Origin of the sequence: Burkholderia sp. AU18528 (genome assembly GCF_002223215.2) — a bacterium.
GTDB lineage: Bacteria > Pseudomonadota > Gammaproteobacteria > Burkholderiales > Burkholderiaceae > Burkholderia > Burkholderia semiarida.
Map to the genome: position 1 here is coordinate 131943 of NZ_NKFC02000008.1, position 18508 is coordinate 150450.

Consider the following 18508-nt stretch of genomic DNA (forward strand, 5'->3'; position numbering starts at 1 on the left):
GCGGCATGCCAACCGGCACTCCGGCGATGCTACAAGATTTTCGGGACAGAAAAGAATGGCCATGCAGCGGACATGGCCGAGCGCTCGGCCCGTCCCGTCGCACGACGACTGCCAGCAGGCGCGAGCCGGCCGTGCACACTTCGCCCATGTTGCAGAAGCGGCGCGCGCGGTGCGGTCGAGATCGGGACAGTCGGGCAGCACGAGGTTCGGCAACTTGCCGCCGAGTTCGAGCCACACGCGCTTCAGGTTTGACTGCGCGGCGCACGCCATGATCTGCTGCCCGGTGCGTGTCGATCCCGTGAACGCGATGCAGTCGACGTCGCGATGCAGCCCAGCGCCCGACCCGGCTCCGCGCCGTTCGGCACGACGTTGAACACGCCGGCCGGAATGCCGGCCGCGAACGCGAGCCGCGCAACGCGCGGCGCGGTCAGCGGCGATTTCTCCGACGGCTCGAGCACCACGCTGTTGCCGGCCGCGAGCGCCACGCGAGATGCACGTGTGCGCGTCGTTCGTCCAGGGCACGACGTCGGCCGCGATTGCGCAGTCGATGGGGCGCAAGACGTCCACCGTCGATACGTACGCGAAGCGCGCGTTCGCCAAGCTCGGCGTCGATTCGCGCCGGCAACTGATGACGCTCGTCCTGAGAAACGCGTCGCGGCGCCACGACACGTAGGCCCCGCGCGAGACGCCAACCCGTTGCGCACGCATCCATCGCCGCGCGCCTCATAACGATCCGACAATTTATTGGTTCCCTCGACGATGCGCGGTCCGTATCGTTCACCGATTCGTCAGACCAATTGACCAACGGGGGAATCCAATCATGAAACAGATCCGGTCATTCGCGCTGCTCGCACTGCCGGCCGCGCTCGCCACCGCCGGCGCCCACGCACAAAGCAGCGTCACGCTGTACGGCATCGCCGACGCGGGCATCGCGTACGTCCACAACGCGCAGAACGCGAACGGCAGCAACGCGTCGAGCCTCGTGAAGTTCAGCAGTGGCAACCTGTCGGGCAGCCGCTGGGGGCTGCGCGGCATCGAGGATCTCGGCAGCGGCCTGTCCGCGCTGTTCCAGCTCGAGAACGGCTTCAACATCGGCACCGGCGCGCTCGGCCAGGGCCAGCGCGAATTCGGCCGCAAGGCCGTCGTCGGCCTCGCAAGCAGCACGTTCGGCACCGTGACGCTCGGCCGCCAGTACGATCCGGTCGTCGATCTCGTGCAGGGCCTCACGCAGGACAACTACTTCGGCGGCGTGTTCGCGACGCCGGGCGATCTCGACAACTACGACAACAGCCTGCGCGTCAGCAACTCGGTGAAATACACGAGCCCGCTGATCTCCGGCTTCCAGTTCGCGGCGCTGTACGGCTTCGGCGGCGTCGCGGGCGCGACCGGCAGCGGCCGCACGTACAGCTTCGGCGCGAGCTACGCGAACGGGCCGCTGTCGCTCGGCGCCGGCTACTTCTACGCGAACGGCGGCACGACGGTCGCGAACGGCGTCCGCACGTGGTCGAGCAGCTCGGACACGCTGTTCAACACCGTGATCAACCAGGGCTTCTCGAGCGCGAAGTCGATCCAGATCGTGCGCGTGGCCGGCCAGTACGTGGCCGGGCCGGCGACCTTCGGCCTCGCGTATTCGAACACGCAATACGGCGCGGACACGCTGTCGGCGTTCAGCCAGAACGCGAAGTTCAACAACGGCTCGGCGTTCTTCAACTGGCAGTTCTCGCCGGCGCTGCGCGCGGGCGTCGGCTACAACTACACGTCGCTGACGGGCCCGGCTTCCGCGCACTACAACCAGGTCAACCTCGGCGCGGACTATGCACTGTCGAAGCGCACCGATCTGTATGCGCTGTTCGGCTATCAGAAGGCGAGCGGCAACACGCTCAACGCGAGCGGGGCGACCGTGAAAGCGGCCGCGTCGGTCGGCTCGTACGGCGTGAACTCGGGCACCGATACGCAGGAACTCGCGATCGTCGGCATTCGCCACAAGTTCTGATCGTCCCGTCGCACGACGATCGTTACGGCAGGCGCGCACCGCGGTGCGCGCCTGCCGCGTTTACACTGGCCATCTTCACGTTCGTCACGACTTCGAGCGGCGGCAGCGCCTCGAAAAATTGTCTCCGCCGACGCCCACCTTCGAAATTTTCGTCAGACGGAGAATACTGTGGCAATCGTACGGCCTCGGTTCATGGGACCGCAGCACGTTTCCGGCACTGAAGGCTCTGGACAGTCGCCGCACGCCTTCCAGGGTCGAACAGGCGTCGCAACACCGGTCCAATCATCGGTCTAATGTCGCCGCATGCCGCCGAACCCGTGACCCGCACCCACCGGGAACGCGCCATGGCGGAACCCCGCGCCCATCGGCACGCCGAAGCGGCGATGTCCGATCGGATTGAAATGATCGACGTGATCGAAATGGTGAAAACGCCGGAAGCGATCGACGAAGATGAAGCTCACACCCGCGCCGATGAACAGCGGCGGCCCCCAGTACCACGGATCGGCATACGGATAGGCTGCCACCGGGTACCAAAGCACGCTGCCGTCGGCGTCTTGCACGATCTGCCAGGTCCCGTCGTCTTGCAGACACGCGCGCCCCACGATCTGCTGCTCCGTGCCGTCGATGTTCGCCTGCGCGACGACCGCACGGCAGTTCGTGCCGTTCTCCGCTGGATCGTCGGTCATTTGCGCGAAGACGGACGCGGCAAAGCCGAGACAGACGATACCTGTCACGGATCGAAACGAGTTGCACATGATCGGCTCCTGCGTCGTTGCCCCCGACCCATTGATCCCGAGCGTCGCCAACGACGCCCGCGCACCGTTTTGCTTGCGCACGATTCGTCGCGCGGCGATCGCCTCTCGCCGCTGCTTCGCTTCGTACAGGGGTCTCCTGACGGCTAAACGACACAGCGCGGCAGGTTATTCCAGGGGTCGGGATACGGATGTCCGTCGCAGACATCCTTGGCAATCGATGCCGGGATCACCGCGTAGCGTGACGTCGGGCGACATGGTAGACAGCCGCTGCCGTGATCCCGAAGATCAGATGAGCGACCAGCGTGATCGCGCCGCGAACCGGGATGAACCACGGAAAGATCGCCGTGAACCCGTACAGGTTCACGCCATACAGGAGGAACCCGAACGCGCCGCCCGCGAACAGCGCGGCCACGAGCGGCAAACTGCGGATCAGCCGTGCCAGCACGGCCGCATAGACGAGCGAAATCGCCGCATGCACGAGCGTCGCCACACCCATGACCAGCGGATCGAAGCCGCCGGACGCACCGAGCACGCGTGGCCCCATCACGATCGCGGCGGTGAGGCGCGCATCGCGCAACAGGTTCCGGACGGCGTCTTCGCCGACGATGGCCCAAAGCAGCAACTCGATGACGGTCGATCCGACCGCCGCGCCGAACGCTGCCCAGAGAACCGGCACCACGCGCGCTTGTTTCAATGCTCGTCCTTATGGCGGGGAAATCGATGCATCGAGCGAAGCCGCCGTGCAAACCGGTCCGCTACGCCCCTTCGCAGTCCGACCAGTACGCAAACGGATCGCGATGTTTCGGATAGTGCTCGTCCAGCCATTTCAGCAGCGTCGCCCGCGCATTGTCCATGTCGGCCTTCAACGACGACGTCGTCAGTTCGTGCAATTCGACGGATTTTTCCCGATCGATCACGAAGCAGTTCCAGTCGGGGCCGTCGAGATCCGGATCGTCGGACGCCTTCGACGACTTGCTCCAGCCGAAACGCTTGCGCGCATCGATGTAGTAGCGCGGATGCACCTTCAAATACGACATCTCGCCGCCCTGCAGGCTGCTCTCGGCGCGCAGCACGTCGCGCTCGTCGACGATCTGCGTGACTTCCGGAAGCCGGCGCGAACGCCATCCGGCAGGCAGCGTCGCCACCGCGCGGACGCTGTCGTACGTGCCCCACTCGAGGCCCCACGCTTCGGCCATGCGCTTCATGAACGCGTCGGCGCTCGGATAACCGCGCAACTGGATGCGGGTCGACAACGTGACTTCGACGCCGCGACCGCCGGATGCGCTCGACACCTCGTCGTCCGTTGCGAACGGATTGCCCGGACGCGGCGATTCGCGCTTCGCGTCCGTGGGCGCCAGGCCGGAAAAAAGTTGATCCAGCGCCGCACGCGCTTTCGACGATTTGTCTGGTCTATTCATCGGTTCCCTTTTGTGCAAATTTGAACCCGTATTGCAATAATTGGTGATTGCCCTGCCGTCGGGCAAAGGCTCGATTCCGCTTCACTGTTCCGCTTCACCGCGGCGATCTCGCCGTTTTCCGCGGCTGCATTGTAACGATTCGGCGGCTGCGGCCGCGGCCGAACCCCGCCGCATTCCATTCGTCCCGAAACGGTCGCCGACATAAAGCGGCATGACCACGCGAGTTTCCATGGCAAGCCAGCCGTCCGTGCCGTATACACTCGCCCCTTTCGTAGCGTCGGAAGTCCGACGGTACGCTCGACGACATCGACACCGGGCTTCATCCGAAAGCCGGCTTCCCTGCCGGCCGTGATCGCACGCGTTGGTGGCCGCGAAACGAGGCAATGCTGGAGAAACCATGATCCGATTTTTCACGCGCTGGTTTGGCAACAAGACAAGCGACCGGAACGACACACCGGACGCGCCCGAGCCGGTTTCCGATGCCGATATCCTGCGCGATCACTTCTCGCCATCGCCAGACGCGTTGGCGGCGCTTGCGAAGCTGGTCGAGCTCATCGTAAAGCCGCTCGACACCGCGACCCGTCACCGTCTCGTCGCCTACGTCCTCGATGCCGAACCCGGAGAAGACACGTCGTCGATACTCGACTGGGTACTGACACGCGACATGAGCGCCCCGGAAACGCTCGACCCTTCCAACTGGTGCCTGTGCATTTCGGTCGACTGGCGCGCATCCGACCAAATCGAATGGCAGGCAAACCAGATGCTCGATACGCTGGGCATCGCCGAGCGCTGGACCTGGGACGGCGAAGGCGACGTACCGGCCGGGCTGCTCATGCTGGGCGCCTGGCTGGCCGATAAAGGGTACGCGTTGCTTCATCTCGACACCGGACACGACGCCTATACGGCGTTCGCCGTCAGCCAAGACGACCTCGCAGAAGCACTCGCGCTTGCCCATGCCGCGGGTGCGGAAATCTCGATGTACGACGACCTTCGGCCGTGAAAGGCATGCGTCCCGCTCGCCATTCTACGCAATCCGCCGCGCCCCCTACCCCAGCGCCCTGACCATCCGCTCCATCAACGCGAGCACCTCCGGCCGATTCTCGCCCTTCGCATGCACGAAGTGATAGCTGAGCAGCGAATCGACTTCGTGGCGGCTCACGCGCACGAGTGCGCTGCGCTTCAGATACGCATCGGCAAGCGGCGTTCGCGCAAGCGCCACGCCCAGCCCCGCTTCGGCCGCCGCCAGCACGAGGTTGTAATCCTCGAACCGGCGATCCTGCGCACGCGGCTTGAACGGAATGCCGAGCGCATCGAACCACGTGCGCCAGCCGGTCACGTCGGAATCGTGCAGCAACGGCATGTCGAGCAGCGCGGCATCGCCCGTTGCGCGGCGCATCCTGGCCAGCTGCCCGGCAAGTCGCGGATGGGCGACCGGATACAGCCGTTCCGGCATGAACGGCCGGGTTTCAAGCTGACGCCAGTTGCCGCGCCCGTACCGGATCGACAGATCGGCTTCGCCGCCGGCGATATCCACGTTGCGCAGCTCGATACCGAGCTCGATGCGCAACGCGGGCGCTTCACGCTCGAGCGCAGGCTGCCGCTCCAGCAGCCACAGCTGCGCGAACGCGGGCACCACGCTCATCCGGACCAGCCGCGGCGTGCGCGGCGAGCGCCACTGATCGGCCGCGCCGTCGATGATCGCGAACGCCTGCTCGATCCGGCCGACGAAGCGCTGCCCGTCCGGCGTCAGGCGCACGCCGCGCGCATGCCGCTCGAACAGCGCCATCCCGAGCCAGTTTTCCACGGCGGCCACCCGCCGGCTGATCGCGCCGTGCGTGACGCCGGAGACGTCGGCGGCCGCGAGAAACGAACCCTCGCGCGCGACCGTGCAGACCGTCTCCAGGCTCGCGAGCGGTGGCCGCGGGCCCGGCATCGGGGTGGCGGCCACCGGGCGCGCATGCGCCGGACCGTCTGCCCGCCGCGCCGCCGAGCTGTGAGCCATATTCATATCCGGGTGTTGATCTGTGCGCTAGCTTAGCATCTCGCCATGCCGCACCATTACCGCATGAATACGCTTTCGTCACCGACGTCGCGCGGCGCGCGACAACCGCTCGTCGCGGCAGCGGCCGTCGCGTTCACGATCGTCTCGTGGGCGTCCGCCTTCCCGTTCATCCGGATCGGCCTGCACGGCCTCGCACCGCTGCAGCTCGCGGCCGCGCGCTTCGCGACCGCTGCGTTGCTCGTGATCGCGTGGCTCGCGTGGCGACGGCCGCCGCTGCCGACGAAAGGCGATGCGTGGCGCTTTCTCGCGTGCGGCCTGCTCGGCATCGCACTCTACAACGCCCTGCTCAATACCGGCGAACAGACCGTGTCGGCCGGCGCGGCGAGTTTCATCGTGAACACGCTGCCGATCTTCACCGCGTTGCTGGCCGCCGTGTTTCTGCGCGAGCGCTTCAATTGCTGGGGCTGGCTCGGGTCGCTGATCAGCCTGGCCGGCATCGCGGTGATCGCGCAAGGGCAGCCGGGCGGCCTCGTCCTCGGCTCGGGAAGCACGCTGATTCTCGGCGCGGCGCTGTGTTCGGCCAGCTATTTCGTGTTGCAGCGGCGGCTGATTCCCGTGTACGGCGCGCTGCCGTGCACCGCATACACGCTGCTGGCGGGCGCGGCGCTGCTTGCGCCGTGGCTGCCCGGCGCGCTCGGGTCGCTCGGCGGCGGGTCGCGCGATACGGCGCTGGCCGTCGTGGTGCTCGGCGTCTTTCCCGCCGCGCTCGGTTACGCGACATGGACCTTCGCGCTCGGCTACTTCGGCGCCGCGCGCGCGGCCAACTTTCTCTACCTGACGCCGGCGGTTGCGACACTGCTGTCGATGGCGCTGACGGGCGAGCGGCCCGGCATCGCGACGGCGTGCGGCGGCCTGCTGGCGATTGCAGGCGTGACCGTCGTCGCATGGCGCGGACGGTCGTAGGTCGAGATGGCGGCGATTGCGTGGCCGACGCGACGATCCGAAAACCGAAGCGGGCCGGTCGTGAAAAGCCCCGGTTTCTGCCGAACTGGACGAATGGCGCGGTCAGTGCAATCGGCACCTATTCGTCGATGCTGGCGAACTAGACCGTTAGTTGCATAACGACAGCGATCGCACTCGACGAAGCATGACCATGCAACCGGATACGCGATTCGCAATTGACCAAACTGTGCAGACAAATCGACCAAACAGTTCCGGATTGACCGCACGTCAGTGTCCATGGCTTCGCCGCGACGACCGGCCGAATAATGGATACGGCCGTAAGGCCGACGACAGCGAATCGCAATCCGCAGGCCGCCGCGGCGCACGATTTCCGGTATCCGGAACCTTCGACGTCCGCGCGCCCGCAAGCGCCGCAACGGCCCGCCACACGGGGCACGGCGGCACGCGGAAGCGGGTTCCGATATATTCATACGATTGCATCGCGTCAGGCGCCGGTCCGCCCGCTCGCCCGGGCGGCAGGTCACCCGGCCGGACGCCATGCAAGCGCGCCCGTGACGGGTAGTGAAAATCGTCCGATCGCGCCGGCTGCGGCCGGCCGGTCGAGACGTCAATAGAAAGACATTCAATTCGGAGATGACAGATGGAACGAAGCACTGTCGGCATGCGCTGCAAACCCCTGATCACCGTTGCATTGGCTGCCGCCGCGTTCGCGGCCGCCTCGGGCGCGATGGCCGATCAAGTGGTGAAGATCGGCAGCGTCGAACCGACGACGGGTGGCATCTCGCACCTCGGCAAGGACAACGAGAACGGCGCGCGCCTCGCGGTCGAGGAAATCAACGCGAAGGGCCTGACGATCGGCGGCAAGAAGATCACGCTGCAGCTCGACGCGCAGGATGACGCGGCCGACCCGCGCCAGGCGACGCAGGTGGCGCAGAAGCTCGTCGACGACAAGGTCGTCGCCGTCATCGGCCACCTGAACTCGGGCACGTCGATCCCGGCGTCGAAGATCTACAGCGACGCGGGCATCGTGCAGATCTCGCCGTCTGCCACGAACCCGACCTACACGCAGCAAGGCTTCAAGACGACCTACCGCGTGGTCGCGACCGATGCGCAGCAGGGCCCGGCGCTCGCGAGCTATGCACAGTCGAAGGGCGTGAAGAGCGTCGCGGTGATCGACGATTCGACCGCGTACGGCCAGGGCCTCGCGAACGAGTTCGAGAAGAAGGCGAAGGCGCTCGGCCTGAAGGTGCTGTCGCACGACGCGACCAACGACAAGGCGGTGGACTTCCGCGCGATCCTGACCAAGATCAAGGGCGAGAACCCCGACGCGATCATGTACGGCGGCATGGACGCCACCGGCGGCCCGCTCGCGAAGCAGGCGAAGCAGCTCGGCCTGCGCGCGAAGATCCTGTCCGGCGACGGCGTGTGCACGGACTCGCTCGCGCAGCTGGCCGGCCCGGCGGCCGACAACGTGCTGTGCTCGCAGGCAGGCGCTGCGCTCGAGAAGATGCCGGGCGGCGCGGACTTCCTCGCGAAGTACCAGAAACGCTTCAACCAGGGCATCAAGTTCGACGCACCGTTCGCGTATGACGCGGTCTACATCGCGGTCGACGCGATGAAGCGCGCGAACTCGACCGATCCGGCGAAGATCCTCGCGGCGATGCCGGCGACGAAGTACGACGGCGTGATCGGCACGACGACGTTCGACTCGAAGGGCGACCTGACGCACGGGATCATCTCGATCTACGGCTACAAGAGCGGCAAGAAGACCTTCCTCGACCAGGTGAAGATGTAACCCCACGCGGCGCCGGCACGACGGGAACGCCACCCGTCGACGCCGGCGCCGCGCGGGCCGAATGCCGATTCACGGAGACGAAGCATCATGTGCGCAATGGCGTATGCGGAATTCCAGCAGGAGTTGAAGAAGGCACAGTTGACGGCGCGCGAGTTCGCCCGCCTGATCCGGATGAACGAAAGTTCGATCACCAACTATTCGAGCAAGGGCACCGTCCCTTCCCACCTCGCGGTCATCGCGAAACTGATCGGCACGCTGGCCGCGCACGAGATCGACTTCCGGCGCGTGATCCGGCAAATGCGGATCGAGCCGAAACGGCCGCGCGGCGTCGGCGTGCTTCCCGCGGCGGAAAAACCGCGGGCGCGTAAAGCGGCGAAAGCCGACGCCTGACCCGCGCCGGCGGCAGTCGACAGCGGCACGGGGTTGCCGCTCGATGCGCGAACGACGCCGCCTCGGCGGCCGCGCGCCCCGCACCGCCCTGTTGTCACCCCGCCGCCCGCACATGGTCGAGCAGCGCCTGCAACGGATGGCGCACCTGCTTCGACGACAGGCGTTTCACCTGGCTGCGGCACGAATACCCGGTCGCCAGCGCCTCGCCTTCCTGCTCCGGCCCGTCGACGTGCGCGGCCCACGACTGCGCATAGATCGTCTTCGACGTCGCGAGATTGCGCGCCTCGTGCCCGTACGTGCCCGACATCCCGCAACACCCGGCCGCCTGAACCTGCAAGCGCAGCCCGCGACGCGCGAACACCTGCACCCATTGCTTGCCGCTGTCCGGCGCATTGGTCTTCTCGGTGCAGTGCGGCAGCAGCCGATATGAAACCGTCGCCCCGCCCGCACCGGCTTCCGGCAGCACATCGAGCAGCCATTCCTGCGGCAGCGCGACCTTCGGCACGTCGGTGAGCCCCGTCACCTTCCGGTACTCCTGCCGATACGTGAGCGTCATCGCCGGATCGAGACCGACCAGCGCGACGCCCGAGCGCGCGAGCGCGGCCAGTTGCGTCGCGTTGCGGACCGCCGCCTTTTCGAATGCGTGAAGAAACCCCTGCACGTGCAGCGCCTTGCCGTTCGGCGCGAGCGGCGCGAGCCACACCTGGAAGCCCAGGCGCGCCGCCAGCTCGATCAGCGTCGCCAGTTGCTCGGTATCGAAGTAGCGCGTGAACGTGTCCTGCACGATGACGACGCTGCGCGCGCGCTGCGCATCGCTCAGCGCGGCGAGCGCATGCGGATCGGCCAGCTTCACGCGCCATGCGCGGATCACGGCCGCGAGATCGAAGCGGCTCAGCAGCGGGCTGTCGACCATGCCGACCCGGCGCTCGAGCAGCGTCCGCACCCAACCGGCACCCATCAGCCCGTTGTACAGCGCCGGCACGCGCGCCATCCACGGCATCGTGAATTCGAGCGAGCCGATCAGGTAGTCGCGCAGCGGCCGCAGGTACCGCTGGTGATACAGCTCGAGAAAGCGCGAGCGGAACTCGGGCACGTTCACCTTGACCGGACACTGTCCCGCGCACGACTTGCACGCGAGGCAACCGGCCATCGCGTCGTACACCTCGTGCGAGAAATCCGCGTCGCCATCGCGGGCGTTGCGGCCGTTGCGCCAGCGCGCGGCCAGACCGCGCAGGAACGGCTGCCGCGTGCGCGCCGCCGCGACGACGTCGACGCCCGCCTGCCCTTGCAGGCGCAACCATTCGCGCATCAGCGACGCGCGCCCCTTCGGCGACTGCACGCGTTCGCGCGTCGCCTTCCACGACGGGCACATCGCGTCGTCCGGATCGAAGTTGTAGCACGCGCCATTGCCGTTGCAATGCATCGCGGTGCCGTAGCTTTGCCACACGCGCTCGTCGATCTGCCGGTCGTGGTCGCCGCGCGTCGGCACCTCGTCGATCTTCAGCAGCCGCAGCGCGGAGTCCGGCGGCGTCGCGATCTTGCCCGGGTTGAACTGGTTGTGCGGATCGAACGCGGCCTTCAGTTGCTGCAGCGACGGATACAGCTCCCCGAAAAACGCCGGCGCATATTCGGAGCGGACGCCCTTGCCGTGCTCGCCCCATAAAAGGCCACCATGGCGCCGCGTGAGTTCGGCCACCGCATCCGACACGGGCCGCACCAGCGCCGCCTGCTTCGGGTCCTTCATGTCGAGCGCCGGGCGCACGTGCAGCACGCCCGCATCGACGTGGCCGAACATCCCGTACTGCAGCCCGTGGCCGTCCAGCAGCGCGCGGAATTCGGCGATGTACGCGGCGAGGTTCTCGGGCGGCACCGCGGTGTCCTCGACGAACGGCTGCGGACGCGCCTCGCCCTGCACGTTGCCGAGCAGGCCGACCGCGCGCTTGCGCATCGCATACACGCGCTTCACCGCGTCGTCGCCGACCGCCAGCGTGTGGCCGAGCCGCGCCACGCTCGTATCGGTGCGCAGATGCTCGACGAACGAACGCACGCGCGCATCGACGTCGTGTTCATCGTCGCCGCTGAATTCGATCAGGTTGATGCCGAGCGTCGGACGCGCGTCGTCCTGCGGGAAATACTCGGCCACGCTGCTCCACACGAAGTCCTTCATCGCGAGCATCAGCACTTTCGAATCGACCGTCTCGATCGACAGCGGCCGGTGTTCGAGCAGCGCGCGCGCGTCGCGCAACGCGTCCATGAAGCCCGCATAACGCACGTTGACCAGCACCGAAAACTTCGGGATCGGCAGCACGTTGAGCTTCGCCTCGACGACGAAGCCGAGCGAGCCTTCCGCGCCGCACAGCACGCTGTTCAGGTTGAAGCGGCCGTCCGCCTCGCGCAGGTGCGCGAGGTCGTAGCCGGTCAGGCAGCGGTTGAGTTTCGGAAACTTCGCGTCGATGAGCGCGGCCTTGTCGTCGCGGATGCGCCGCGCGGTGCGATACACCTTGCCGACGCGGTCCTGCCGCGCGCAGCGGCGCTCCAGTTCTTCATCGTCGAGCGCGTCGCTGTGCAACCGTTCGCCGCCCATCAGCACGAAATCGAGTTCGAGCACGTGGTCGCGCGTCTTGCCGTACGTGCAGCTGCCCTGGCCGCTCGCGTCGGTGTTGATCATCCCGCCGACGGTCGCGCGGTTCGACGTCGACAGTTCCGGCGCGAAGAAGAGGCCGTGCGGCTTCAGCGCCGCATTGAGCTGATCCTTGACGACGCCGGCCTCCACGCGCACCCAGCGTTCTTCCGCGTCGATCTCGAGGATGCGGTTCATGTTCCGCGACAGATCGACGACGATGCCGTCGGTCAGCGACTGCCCGTTGGTGCCGGTGCCGCCGCCGCGCGCGGCCACCGCGACGTCGCGATGCGCGGGCTCGGCCAGCAGCCGGGCCAGCAACTGGACGTCGTCCGCATGCGCAGGGCAGACCACCGCCTGCGGCAGGCACTGGTAGATCGAGTTGTCGGTGGCCTGCACGGTCCGGTTCGCATGATCAGCGCGGATTTCCCCGGCAAAGCCGGCGGCCTGCAGCGCGGCGAGAAAATCGCGATAAACGGTCGCGGACGGGCTCGCGGGACGGGGCAACGGGACGATCGACATGGGACAAAACGCAATGTGGGTGGAGCCGGCCGGTTTGCGTGCGCCTAAACATGAATTTTTGGCAAGTTTCCGCGCAACCGGGAATTCCAGTATCTTTGGATATCCCGCCGGAAACAAACGAATTCTCACCCGGCAAATCTTGCATAAAACTCATGAATTACCGTCGCCTCACCCCGTCGATGTCGCTGCTGCTCGCATTCGAGGCCGCCGCGCGGCATGAAAGCTACACGCGCGCAGCCGACGAGCTGTCGCTGAGCCAGAGCGCGATCAGCCGGCAGGTGCAGACGCTCGAGGATCAGCTCGGCGTGCCGCTGTTCCGGCGCGAGGGCCGCTCGGTCAAGCTGACCGAAGTCGGCCGCCGCTATTTCGCCGAGCTGAGCGGCGCGCTGGGGCGCATTCGCGGCGCGACGCTGCAGGCGATGTCGCATCAGGCCGGCGCCGGCTCGCTGCGGCTGGCCACCCTGCCGACGTTCGGCTCGAAATGGCTGCTGCCGCACCTGCACGGCTTCTACGCCGCGCATCCGGGTGTGACCGTGCACCTTCATTCACGAATCGGCGCGATCGATTTTCTCAACGACGACCTCGACGCGGCGATCACCGTCGGCGCGGACGACTGGCCGGGCCTGCACGCGCACCGGCTGTACAACGAGTTCCTGATCGCGATCGCGCCGCCCGATACGGGGCGCGGCCGCAAGACCGACACGCGCACGCCGGCCTGGGCCGCGAAGCAGACGCTGCTGGGCGTGACGAGCAATCAGCAGGCCTGGGCCGAGTGGTTCTCGCACTATCGACTCGACCATCGCCAGATGCGCGTCGGCCCGAGCTTCGAGCTGACGTCGCACCTGATTCAGGCCGTGCGCGCGGGAATGGGGATCGGGCTGGTGCCGAAGGTGCTCGTCGAGGATGAATTGAGCCGCGGCGAACTCGTGTCGATCGGCGACGCGATTACCAGCCAGCGCAGCTATTACCTCGTCTACCCGCCGGGCAACGAAACGCTGCCGTCGCTCGTCGCCTTCCGCGAATGGCTGCTGGCGTCGTGCTGACACACGGCGCGTAGCGGCCCTCAGACACGCCATTCGCCGAGAATCTGCTCGGCGAGGTAGTCGCACGGGGGGCGCGCGGACTGCGCGCTGCGCGCGAGCACGACTTCCATTTCGCCGAGCGGCGGCAACCCGTGGCTTTCCGACAGTTGCACGAGATGATCGGGAATACAGCAGCGCGCGAGCGGCGCGACCGCGAGCCCGGCCTCCACCATGCTCAGCAGCCCGAGGTGGCTCGGGCTTTCGTACGACATCCGGTATGGGATCTTCCGTCGATTCAGCGCCCTCACCGCGTGATCGCGCGCCATGCTGCCGCCGTGCGGGAAAAACGCCACCGGCAGCGGCCGCTCTTCCCACACGTTGCGCTTCGGCGAGCCGACCCAGACGAGCGGCTCCATCCGGATCAGCTCGCCCGTCACGCCCTTGATCCGCGTGAGGCACGCGAGATCGACCGTGTTGTCCCTCAGCATCGGCACGAGCGCGCTGCTCGGCTGGCCGATCACGCGCACCTCCACGCGCGGATGCATCGCGGCGAACTTGCCGAGCACCTGCGGCAGCAGCGACGAGATGTAATCGTCGGGCACGCCGATCGTCACGCGGCCGCGAATCTCCGGACGCACGACCGACGCCCACGCCTCGTCGCGCATCGCGAGCATCCGCCGGCCGTAGTCGGCGAGCATCCTGCCGTCGTCGGTCGCCGTGACGTTGCGCGTGTCGCGGATGAACAGCGGCTTGCCGAGCGCGTCCTCCAGCGTCCTGATCTGCATGCTCACCGCCGACGGCGACCGATGCACGGCCTGCGCGCCCTGCGCGAACGATCCGGAATCCGCGACGGCGACCACCATCGCGAGCACATCGAGGTCGAGCTTTTTCATGTCGATTCAGAAAAACTGATCAATCGATTCAGTTTATCCCGTTTTACTGTTCGCCTCCATCGCCGGAGAATGACCTGCGTCGGCACTCACTCGATGCAGGAAGCGGAAAACATGCACACGTCCGGATCGCTCTACGGGTTTCTCGTCATCGGCGGCATGCTCGCGGTCACGCCGGGGCCGAACATGGTCTACGTGATGTCGCGCTCGATCGCGCAAGGGCGCGCGGCCGGCCTCGTTTCGCTCGCCGGCGTGATGATCGGCTACCTGTTCTACATGTTCGCCGCGGCGTTCGGCATCACGACGCTGTTCATGAGCGTTCCCTATGCGGGCAGCGTGCTGGGCGCGGTCGGGGCGGCCTATCTGCTGTATCTCGCATGGCAGGCGGTGCGGCCGGGCGGCCGCTCGCCGTTCGAGGTGAAGACGCTGCCGAACGAGCAGCCGTTGCGGCTGCTCGCGATGGGCGCGACGACCAGCGTGCTGAACCCGAAGCTCGCGATGCTGTTCGTGTCGCTGCTGCCGCAGTTCATCGACTACGGGCGAGGCAGCGTGTTCGGCCAGTCGCTGTTTCTCGGCTCGCTGCTGATTGCCGCGTTCGCGTCGGCCAACGGGCTGGTGGCGATCTGCTCGAGCAGCCTCGCGAGGTTTCTGCACGGCCGTCCCGCGCTGCTGCTCGCGCAGCGCTGGGCGATGGGCGCGGTGCTCGGCGGCCTCGGCGTGGAGATGGTGATCGAGGCATCGAAGATGGCGGGCATCACGTAAGCGTCGTGCCGCCGCGCGGGCCCGCACGATCGCGGGCCGCGCGCTGGCGGCCGGTCGGCGTCACGCGGCCACTGCCTGCCGCTGCGCCTCCAGCTCGCGCACGAGCGGCAGCACGCGCTTGCCGAAGTACTCGACTTCCTCAATGAAATGCAGGAACCCGGCCAGCACGAGATCGACGCCGATCGCCTTCAACGCGACGATCCGCTCGGCGATCTGCCGCGGCGTGCCGATCAGGTTCGTGCGGAAGCCGTCGTTGTACTGCACGAGATCCTCGAACGTCGATTTCGCCCAGTTGCCCTCGCCCTCGGGCGACGCCTTGCCGGCCTGCTTCACCGCATCGCCGAACGCGTGCACGGCCTCGACGTGCGCATGCCGGATGATGTCGTCGAGCACGGCCTTCGCTTCTTCCTCGGTGTCGCGCGCGATCACGAACGCATTGACGCCGATCCGCACGCGATGGTTGTTCGCGGCCGCCTTCGCGCGGATGTCGTCGATCTGCGCCTTCAGGTTCTCCGGCGTATTGCCGTTCGTGAAATACCAGTCCGACACGCTCGCCGCGTTGTCGCGCGCCGCGCGCGAGCTGCCGCCCTGGAAGATTTCCGGATGCGGCTTCTGCACCGGCTTCGGGCTCAGCGTGTAGTCGTTGAAGCGGTAGAAGTCGCCCTTGAACGTGAAATTGTCCTGCGTCCAGATGCCCTTGAGCGCCTGGATGAATTCCTTCGAGCGCCGATAGCGTTCGTCGTGCTCGAGCCACGGCTCGCCGATCGCGGTGAATTCGCCCTTGAACCAGCCGCTCACGACGTTGATCGCGATGCGCCCGTTCGAGATGTGGTCGATCGTCGCGAGCTGCTTCGCGACCACGGCCGGATGCCACGGCCCCGGCAGGATCGCGGCGAGCACCTTGAGCTTCGTCGTCGCATGCAGCAGCGCCTGGCTGAACGACACCGACTCGTGCTGATATTCGGCGCCGTAGCCGGCCGTGAAGCGGATCTGGCTCAGCGCGTAGTCGAAGCCGGCTGCCTCGGCCGTGCGCGCGAGCTTCTGGTTGTATTCGAGGCTCCAGTCGGTGCGCTGCTCGATCGTGCTCACGACGAGGCCGCCGCTGACGTTCGGCACCCAGTACGCGAATTTGACGCCGTCGGCGGAAGGGTCGGGAAGGCTCATGAAGGTGTCCTGGTCGAAGGGGAAACGAAAAAGCGGTTTACGCGGCCGCGGCGGAACGCACATGCGCGCGCAGTTGCGGCACCGCGCGATTCACCGCGAGCGCGATGCGCTCGCGCAACGCCGGGCTGGCGATCTGGTACGCGTTGAAATCGCTTTCGGACGCATACACGCCGATCGGCAGCGTGCGTGCCTGGAAGAAGCTGAACAACGGACGCAGCTGATGGTCGATCACGAGCGCATGCCGCTCGCTACCGCCGGTGGCCGCGAGCAGCACGGGCACGTCGACGAGCGCGTCGTGGCGCACGAGGTCGAACAGGTGCTTGAAAAGGCCCGTGTACGACGCGCGGTACACCGGGCTCGCGACGACGAGCGCGTCTGCCGTCTCGATCGCGCGGATCAGCGCATCGAGATCGGCCGGCACCTGCGCGCGCGTGAGCGCGCCGGCCAGCCGGCTGCCGATCTCGCCGAGTTCGATCAGCCGAGTATCGATCGGCAGCGCGTCGCCGAGCGCCGTGACGATCGCGTCGGTCAGCGCCAGCGTGCGCGACGGCCGCTGCAGGCTGCCCGATATTGCGACGACGTTGAGGGTGTGACTCATGCCATGCGTTCCCGTGGTGGAGCCGCGTGCAGTGCGGCGATACCGGTTCGGGTCAGCAAGGAGCGTGCCATCGGTTCGGGTGCGCGGCTGCAAGGTCGTCTGCATCCCGAAACTTTGCGCCATCGCCCGTCAGCATTGGCGCTCGACCAAATGCGCGACAGTGGCAAGCGTTTCGGTTCGTGCGTCACATCGATATTCCGCAACGAGATGAATCCGGTGCAGCGGGCCTGCTGATGCGCTGCTGATCAGGCAGCAGCGCATCACATGTGGTAGCGCCTGATTCGACGTCATAGCGTCACGGCCCCGCCGCTCTTCCGCGCCATTGCAGGTTCCGCAGCAATCGCGCTTTGGTTATCAGAAATCGATGCTTTTCGCGCGCGGCGAAACGTTCAACACTCTGCTGATCACGCAGCAGCCGCCCCGCATCGCCTCGTCATCCAACGGTTCATCGCCATGACTTCCATTTCCCCATCGCCGCGCCCGCTCAATCTTCGTGTCGTCACCGCGCCCCGCGACCTCGCCGAGCGTCAGGCCGAGGCGCCCGTGCTCACGCGGCCCGAACGTCACGCGCAGCCCTGTGCGCAAGCGCAGGTGTTCGCCGATCCGCGTTCGCTCGCGCTGCTCGAACAGGTTCGCCGCGTCGCGCCGAGCGACGCGAACGTGCTGATCGTCGGCGAGACGGGCACCGGCAAGGAACTGATCGCGCGCCGCGTGCACGATCTCGGCGCCCGTCGCGACGGGCCGTTCGTCGCGGTGAACTGCGGCGCATTCTCCGAAACGCTCGTCGACAGCGAACTGTTCGGCCACGAGAAAGGCGCGTTTACGGGTGCGATCAACGCGAAGCCCGGCTGGTTCGAAGCCGCGCACGGCGGCACGCTGTTTCTCGACGAAATCGGCGACCTGCCGCTCGCGATGCAGGTCAAGCTGCTGCGCGTGCTGCAGGAACGCGAGGTCGTGCGGCTCGGTTCGCGCACGGGGATTCCGGTCGACGTGCGCGTGGTCGCGGCGACCAACGTCGACTTGCAGCAGGCCATCGCGGCCGGACATTTTCGCGGCGACCTGTTCTACCGGCTCAACGTCGTGCTGCTCGCGGTCCCGCCGCTGCGCGAGCGCCCGGGCGACATCCTGCCGCTCGCGCGGCACTTCTTCGACATGTACCGCGACCGGCTCGGCAGCGGCCCGCGCCGCATCGATCCACGCGCCGAGCGTCGGCTCGAGGCGCACGGCTGGCCGGGCAATATCCGCGAACTGGAGAACGTGATCCATCACGCGCTGCTCGTGAGCCGCCACGACGCGCTGCAGGACACCGACCTGCACATCGCGCCGCCATGCCGGCCGACCGTTGCCGCGCCAGCAGCCGATTCGCCCGCCGACGCACAGGCGGCGCTCGAACACGCGCTGCGCGACCTGTTCGACGAAGGGCACGGCAATCTCTTCGAACACATCGAGGACACGGTCATGCGCGTCGCGTTCGAATTCAGCCATCGCAACCAGATCCGCGCCGCGCAGTTGCTCGGCATCAGCCGCAACGTGCTGCGTGCGCGGCTGATTCGCGCGAAGGCGATCGCCGCGCTGAAATAGCGGCATACGGCGCGCGCCGCCGTTCCGCCCCGG

17 protein-coding genes and 1 pseudogene are annotated in these 18508 nt (G+C 67.0%); 9 read left to right on the forward strand and 9 right to left on the reverse strand.

Annotation, left to right across the window (positions count from 1 at the left end):
- Positions 1-91: 91 nt before the first annotated feature.
- Positions 92-482, reverse strand: a pseudogene (locus CFB52_RS30130) (aldehyde dehydrogenase family protein); the annotation flags it as partial.
- A gap of 14 nt (positions 483-496) precedes the next feature.
- Here CFB52_RS30130 and CFB52_RS30135 point away from each other — a divergent pair.
- Positions 497-673 (forward strand): LuxR C-terminal-related transcriptional regulator, encoded by a 177-nt coding sequence (locus CFB52_RS30135; RefSeq protein WP_180278283.1) that lies wholly within the window; start codon positions 497-499, stop codon positions 671-673.
- Between the two features lie 147 nt (positions 674-820).
- Entirely contained in the window at positions 821-1993 is a 1173-nt protein-coding gene (locus tag CFB52_RS30140) for a porin (RefSeq protein WP_059579444.1), read from the forward strand.
- Positions 1994-2283: 290 nt separating this feature from the next.
- On the opposite strand, the gene CFB52_RS30145 is transcribed toward CFB52_RS30140, so the two are convergent.
- The 3 genes from CFB52_RS30145 to CFB52_RS30155 form a co-directional block, all read right to left on the reverse strand.
- Positions 2284-2748, reverse strand: coding sequence for a hypothetical protein (locus tag CFB52_RS30145; protein WP_059579635.1), 465 nt, complete (start codon positions 2746-2748; stop codon positions 2284-2286).
- 226 nt (positions 2749-2974) lie between these two features.
- Positions 2975-3442, reverse strand: coding sequence for a sodium:proline symporter (locus CFB52_RS30150; RefSeq protein WP_099318281.1), 468 nt, complete (start codon positions 3440-3442; stop codon positions 2975-2977).
- A gap of 61 nt (positions 3443-3503) precedes the next feature.
- Positions 3504-4166: a hypothetical protein gene (locus tag CFB52_RS30155; protein WP_059579449.1), complete on the reverse strand. Its 663-nt coding sequence runs from the start codon at positions 4164-4166 to the stop codon at positions 3504-3506.
- Between the two features lie 397 nt (positions 4167-4563).
- Here CFB52_RS30155 and CFB52_RS30160 point away from each other — a divergent pair, with 397 nt between their 5' ends.
- The gene (locus CFB52_RS30160) at positions 4564-5166 is read left to right on the forward strand and encodes a hypothetical protein (protein WP_099318282.1); all 603 of its coding nucleotides are present in this window, start codon (positions 4564-4566) and stop codon (positions 5164-5166) included.
- Between the two features lie 45 nt (positions 5167-5211).
- Here CFB52_RS30160 and CFB52_RS30165 read toward each other — a convergent pair whose 3' ends face one another.
- Positions 5212-6174 (reverse strand): LysR substrate-binding domain-containing protein, encoded by a 963-nt coding sequence (locus CFB52_RS30165; RefSeq protein WP_059579454.1) that lies wholly within the window; start codon positions 6172-6174, stop codon positions 5212-5214.
- A gap of 57 nt (positions 6175-6231) precedes the next feature.
- On the opposite strand from CFB52_RS30165, the gene CFB52_RS30170 reads away from it, so the two are divergent.
- From CFB52_RS30170 to CFB52_RS30180, 3 genes are all read left to right on the forward strand, one after another.
- Positions 6232-7131 carry a DMT family transporter gene (locus CFB52_RS30170; protein ID WP_099318325.1) on the forward strand — a complete coding sequence of 300 codons (900 nt, stop codon included), beginning with the start codon at positions 6232-6234 and terminating at the stop codon, positions 7129-7131.
- A gap of 640 nt (positions 7132-7771) precedes the next feature.
- Entirely contained in the window at positions 7772-8926 is a 1155-nt protein-coding gene (locus CFB52_RS30175; RefSeq protein WP_059579457.1) for a branched-chain amino acid ABC transporter substrate-binding protein, read from the forward strand.
- An 87-nt stretch (positions 8927-9013) separates the two neighbouring features.
- Positions 9014-9316 carry a hypothetical protein gene (locus tag CFB52_RS30180; protein WP_059579460.1) on the forward strand — a complete coding sequence of 101 codons (303 nt, stop codon included), beginning with the start codon at positions 9014-9016 and terminating at the stop codon, positions 9314-9316.
- A gap of 94 nt (positions 9317-9410) precedes the next feature.
- Here CFB52_RS30180 and CFB52_RS30185 read toward each other — a convergent pair whose 3' ends face one another.
- The gene (locus CFB52_RS30185; protein ID WP_099318283.1) at positions 9411-12458 is read right to left on the reverse strand and encodes an FAD-binding and (Fe-S)-binding domain-containing protein; all 3048 of its coding nucleotides are present in this window, start codon (positions 12456-12458) and stop codon (positions 9411-9413) included.
- A 152-nt stretch (positions 12459-12610) separates the two neighbouring features.
- Here CFB52_RS30185 and CFB52_RS30190 point away from each other — a divergent pair, with 152 nt between their 5' ends.
- Positions 12611-13501, forward strand: coding sequence for a LysR substrate-binding domain-containing protein (locus CFB52_RS30190; protein ID WP_060310015.1), 891 nt, complete (start codon positions 12611-12613; stop codon positions 13499-13501).
- A gap of 20 nt (positions 13502-13521) precedes the next feature.
- On the opposite strand, the gene CFB52_RS30195 is transcribed toward CFB52_RS30190, so the two are convergent.
- Complete coding sequence (locus tag CFB52_RS30195) at positions 13522-14373, reverse strand: LysR substrate-binding domain-containing protein (protein WP_059579469.1); 852 nt, start codon at positions 14371-14373, stop codon at positions 13522-13524.
- A 111-nt stretch (positions 14374-14484) separates the two neighbouring features.
- Here CFB52_RS30195 and CFB52_RS30200 point away from each other — a divergent pair, with 111 nt between their 5' ends.
- A complete protein-coding gene (locus CFB52_RS30200; protein WP_059579641.1) occupies positions 14485-15132 on the forward strand; it encodes a LysE family translocator in 648 nt (215 codons plus the stop codon).
- 60 nt (positions 15133-15192) lie between these two features.
- Here CFB52_RS30200 and sfnG read toward each other — a convergent pair whose 3' ends face one another.
- Together sfnG and msuE are read right to left on the reverse strand one after the other, a co-directional pair.
- On the reverse strand, positions 15193-16296 hold the full coding sequence (gene sfnG, locus CFB52_RS30205; RefSeq protein WP_059579471.1) for a dimethylsulfone monooxygenase SfnG: 1104 nt from the start codon (positions 16294-16296) through the stop codon (positions 15193-15195).
- Between the two features lie 37 nt (positions 16297-16333).
- A complete protein-coding gene (msuE, locus tag CFB52_RS30210) occupies positions 16334-16894 on the reverse strand; it encodes an FMN reductase (protein WP_099318284.1) in 561 nt (186 codons plus the stop codon).
- 453 nt (positions 16895-17347) lie between these two features.
- Here msuE and CFB52_RS30220 point away from each other — a divergent pair, with 453 nt between their 5' ends.
- Positions 17348-18475: a sigma-54-dependent Fis family transcriptional regulator gene (locus tag CFB52_RS30220; RefSeq protein WP_081066442.1), complete on the forward strand. Its 1128-nt coding sequence runs from the start codon at positions 17348-17350 to the stop codon at positions 18473-18475.
- Positions 18476-18508 lie beyond the last annotated feature (33 nt).

Bases quoted from the DNA above. Each gene is read 5' to 3' on its own strand.
- CFB52_RS30140 (WP_059579444.1), top strand. From the start codon at position 821: ATGAAACAGATCCGGTCATTCGCGCTGCTCGCACTGCCGGCCGCGCTC.
- CFB52_RS30145 (WP_059579635.1), bottom strand. From the start codon at position 2,748: ATGTGCAACTCGTTTCGATCCGTGACAGGTATCGTCTGTCTCGGCTTT.
- CFB52_RS30155 (WP_059579449.1), bottom strand. From the start codon at position 4,166: ATGAATAGACCAGACAAATCGTCGAAAGCGCGTGCGGCGCTGGATCAA.
- CFB52_RS30160 (WP_099318282.1), top strand. From the start codon at position 4,564: ATGATCCGATTTTTCACGCGCTGGTTTGGCAACAAGACAAGCGACCGG.
- CFB52_RS30165 (WP_059579454.1), bottom strand. From the start codon at position 6,174: ATGAATATGGCTCACAGCTCGGCGGCGCGGCGGGCAGACGGTCCGGCG.
- CFB52_RS30170 (WP_099318325.1), top strand. From the start codon at position 6,232: ATGAATACGCTTTCGTCACCGACGTCGCGCGGCGCGCGACAACCGCTC.
- CFB52_RS30175 (WP_059579457.1), top strand. From the start codon at position 7,772: ATGGAACGAAGCACTGTCGGCATGCGCTGCAAACCCCTGATCACCGTT.
- CFB52_RS30180 (WP_059579460.1), top strand. From the start codon at position 9,014: ATGTGCGCAATGGCGTATGCGGAATTCCAGCAGGAGTTGAAGAAGGCA.
- CFB52_RS30185 (WP_099318283.1), bottom strand. From the start codon at position 12,458: ATGTCGATCGTCCCGTTGCCCCGTCCCGCGAGCCCGTCCGCGACCGTT.
- CFB52_RS30190 (WP_060310015.1), top strand. From the start codon at position 12,611: ATGAATTACCGTCGCCTCACCCCGTCGATGTCGCTGCTGCTCGCATTC.
- CFB52_RS30195 (WP_059579469.1), bottom strand. From the start codon at position 14,373: ATGAAAAAGCTCGACCTCGATGTGCTCGCGATGGTGGTCGCCGTCGCG.
- CFB52_RS30200 (WP_059579641.1), top strand. From the start codon at position 14,485: ATGCACACGTCCGGATCGCTCTACGGGTTTCTCGTCATCGGCGGCATG.
- sfnG (WP_059579471.1), bottom strand. From the start codon at position 16,296: ATGAGCCTTCCCGACCCTTCCGCCGACGGCGTCAAATTCGCGTACTGG.
- msuE (WP_099318284.1), bottom strand. From the start codon at position 16,894: ATGAGTCACACCCTCAACGTCGTCGCAATATCGGGCAGCCTGCAGCGG.
- CFB52_RS30220 (WP_081066442.1), top strand. From the start codon at position 17,348: ATGACTTCCATTTCCCCATCGCCGCGCCCGCTCAATCTTCGTGTCGTC.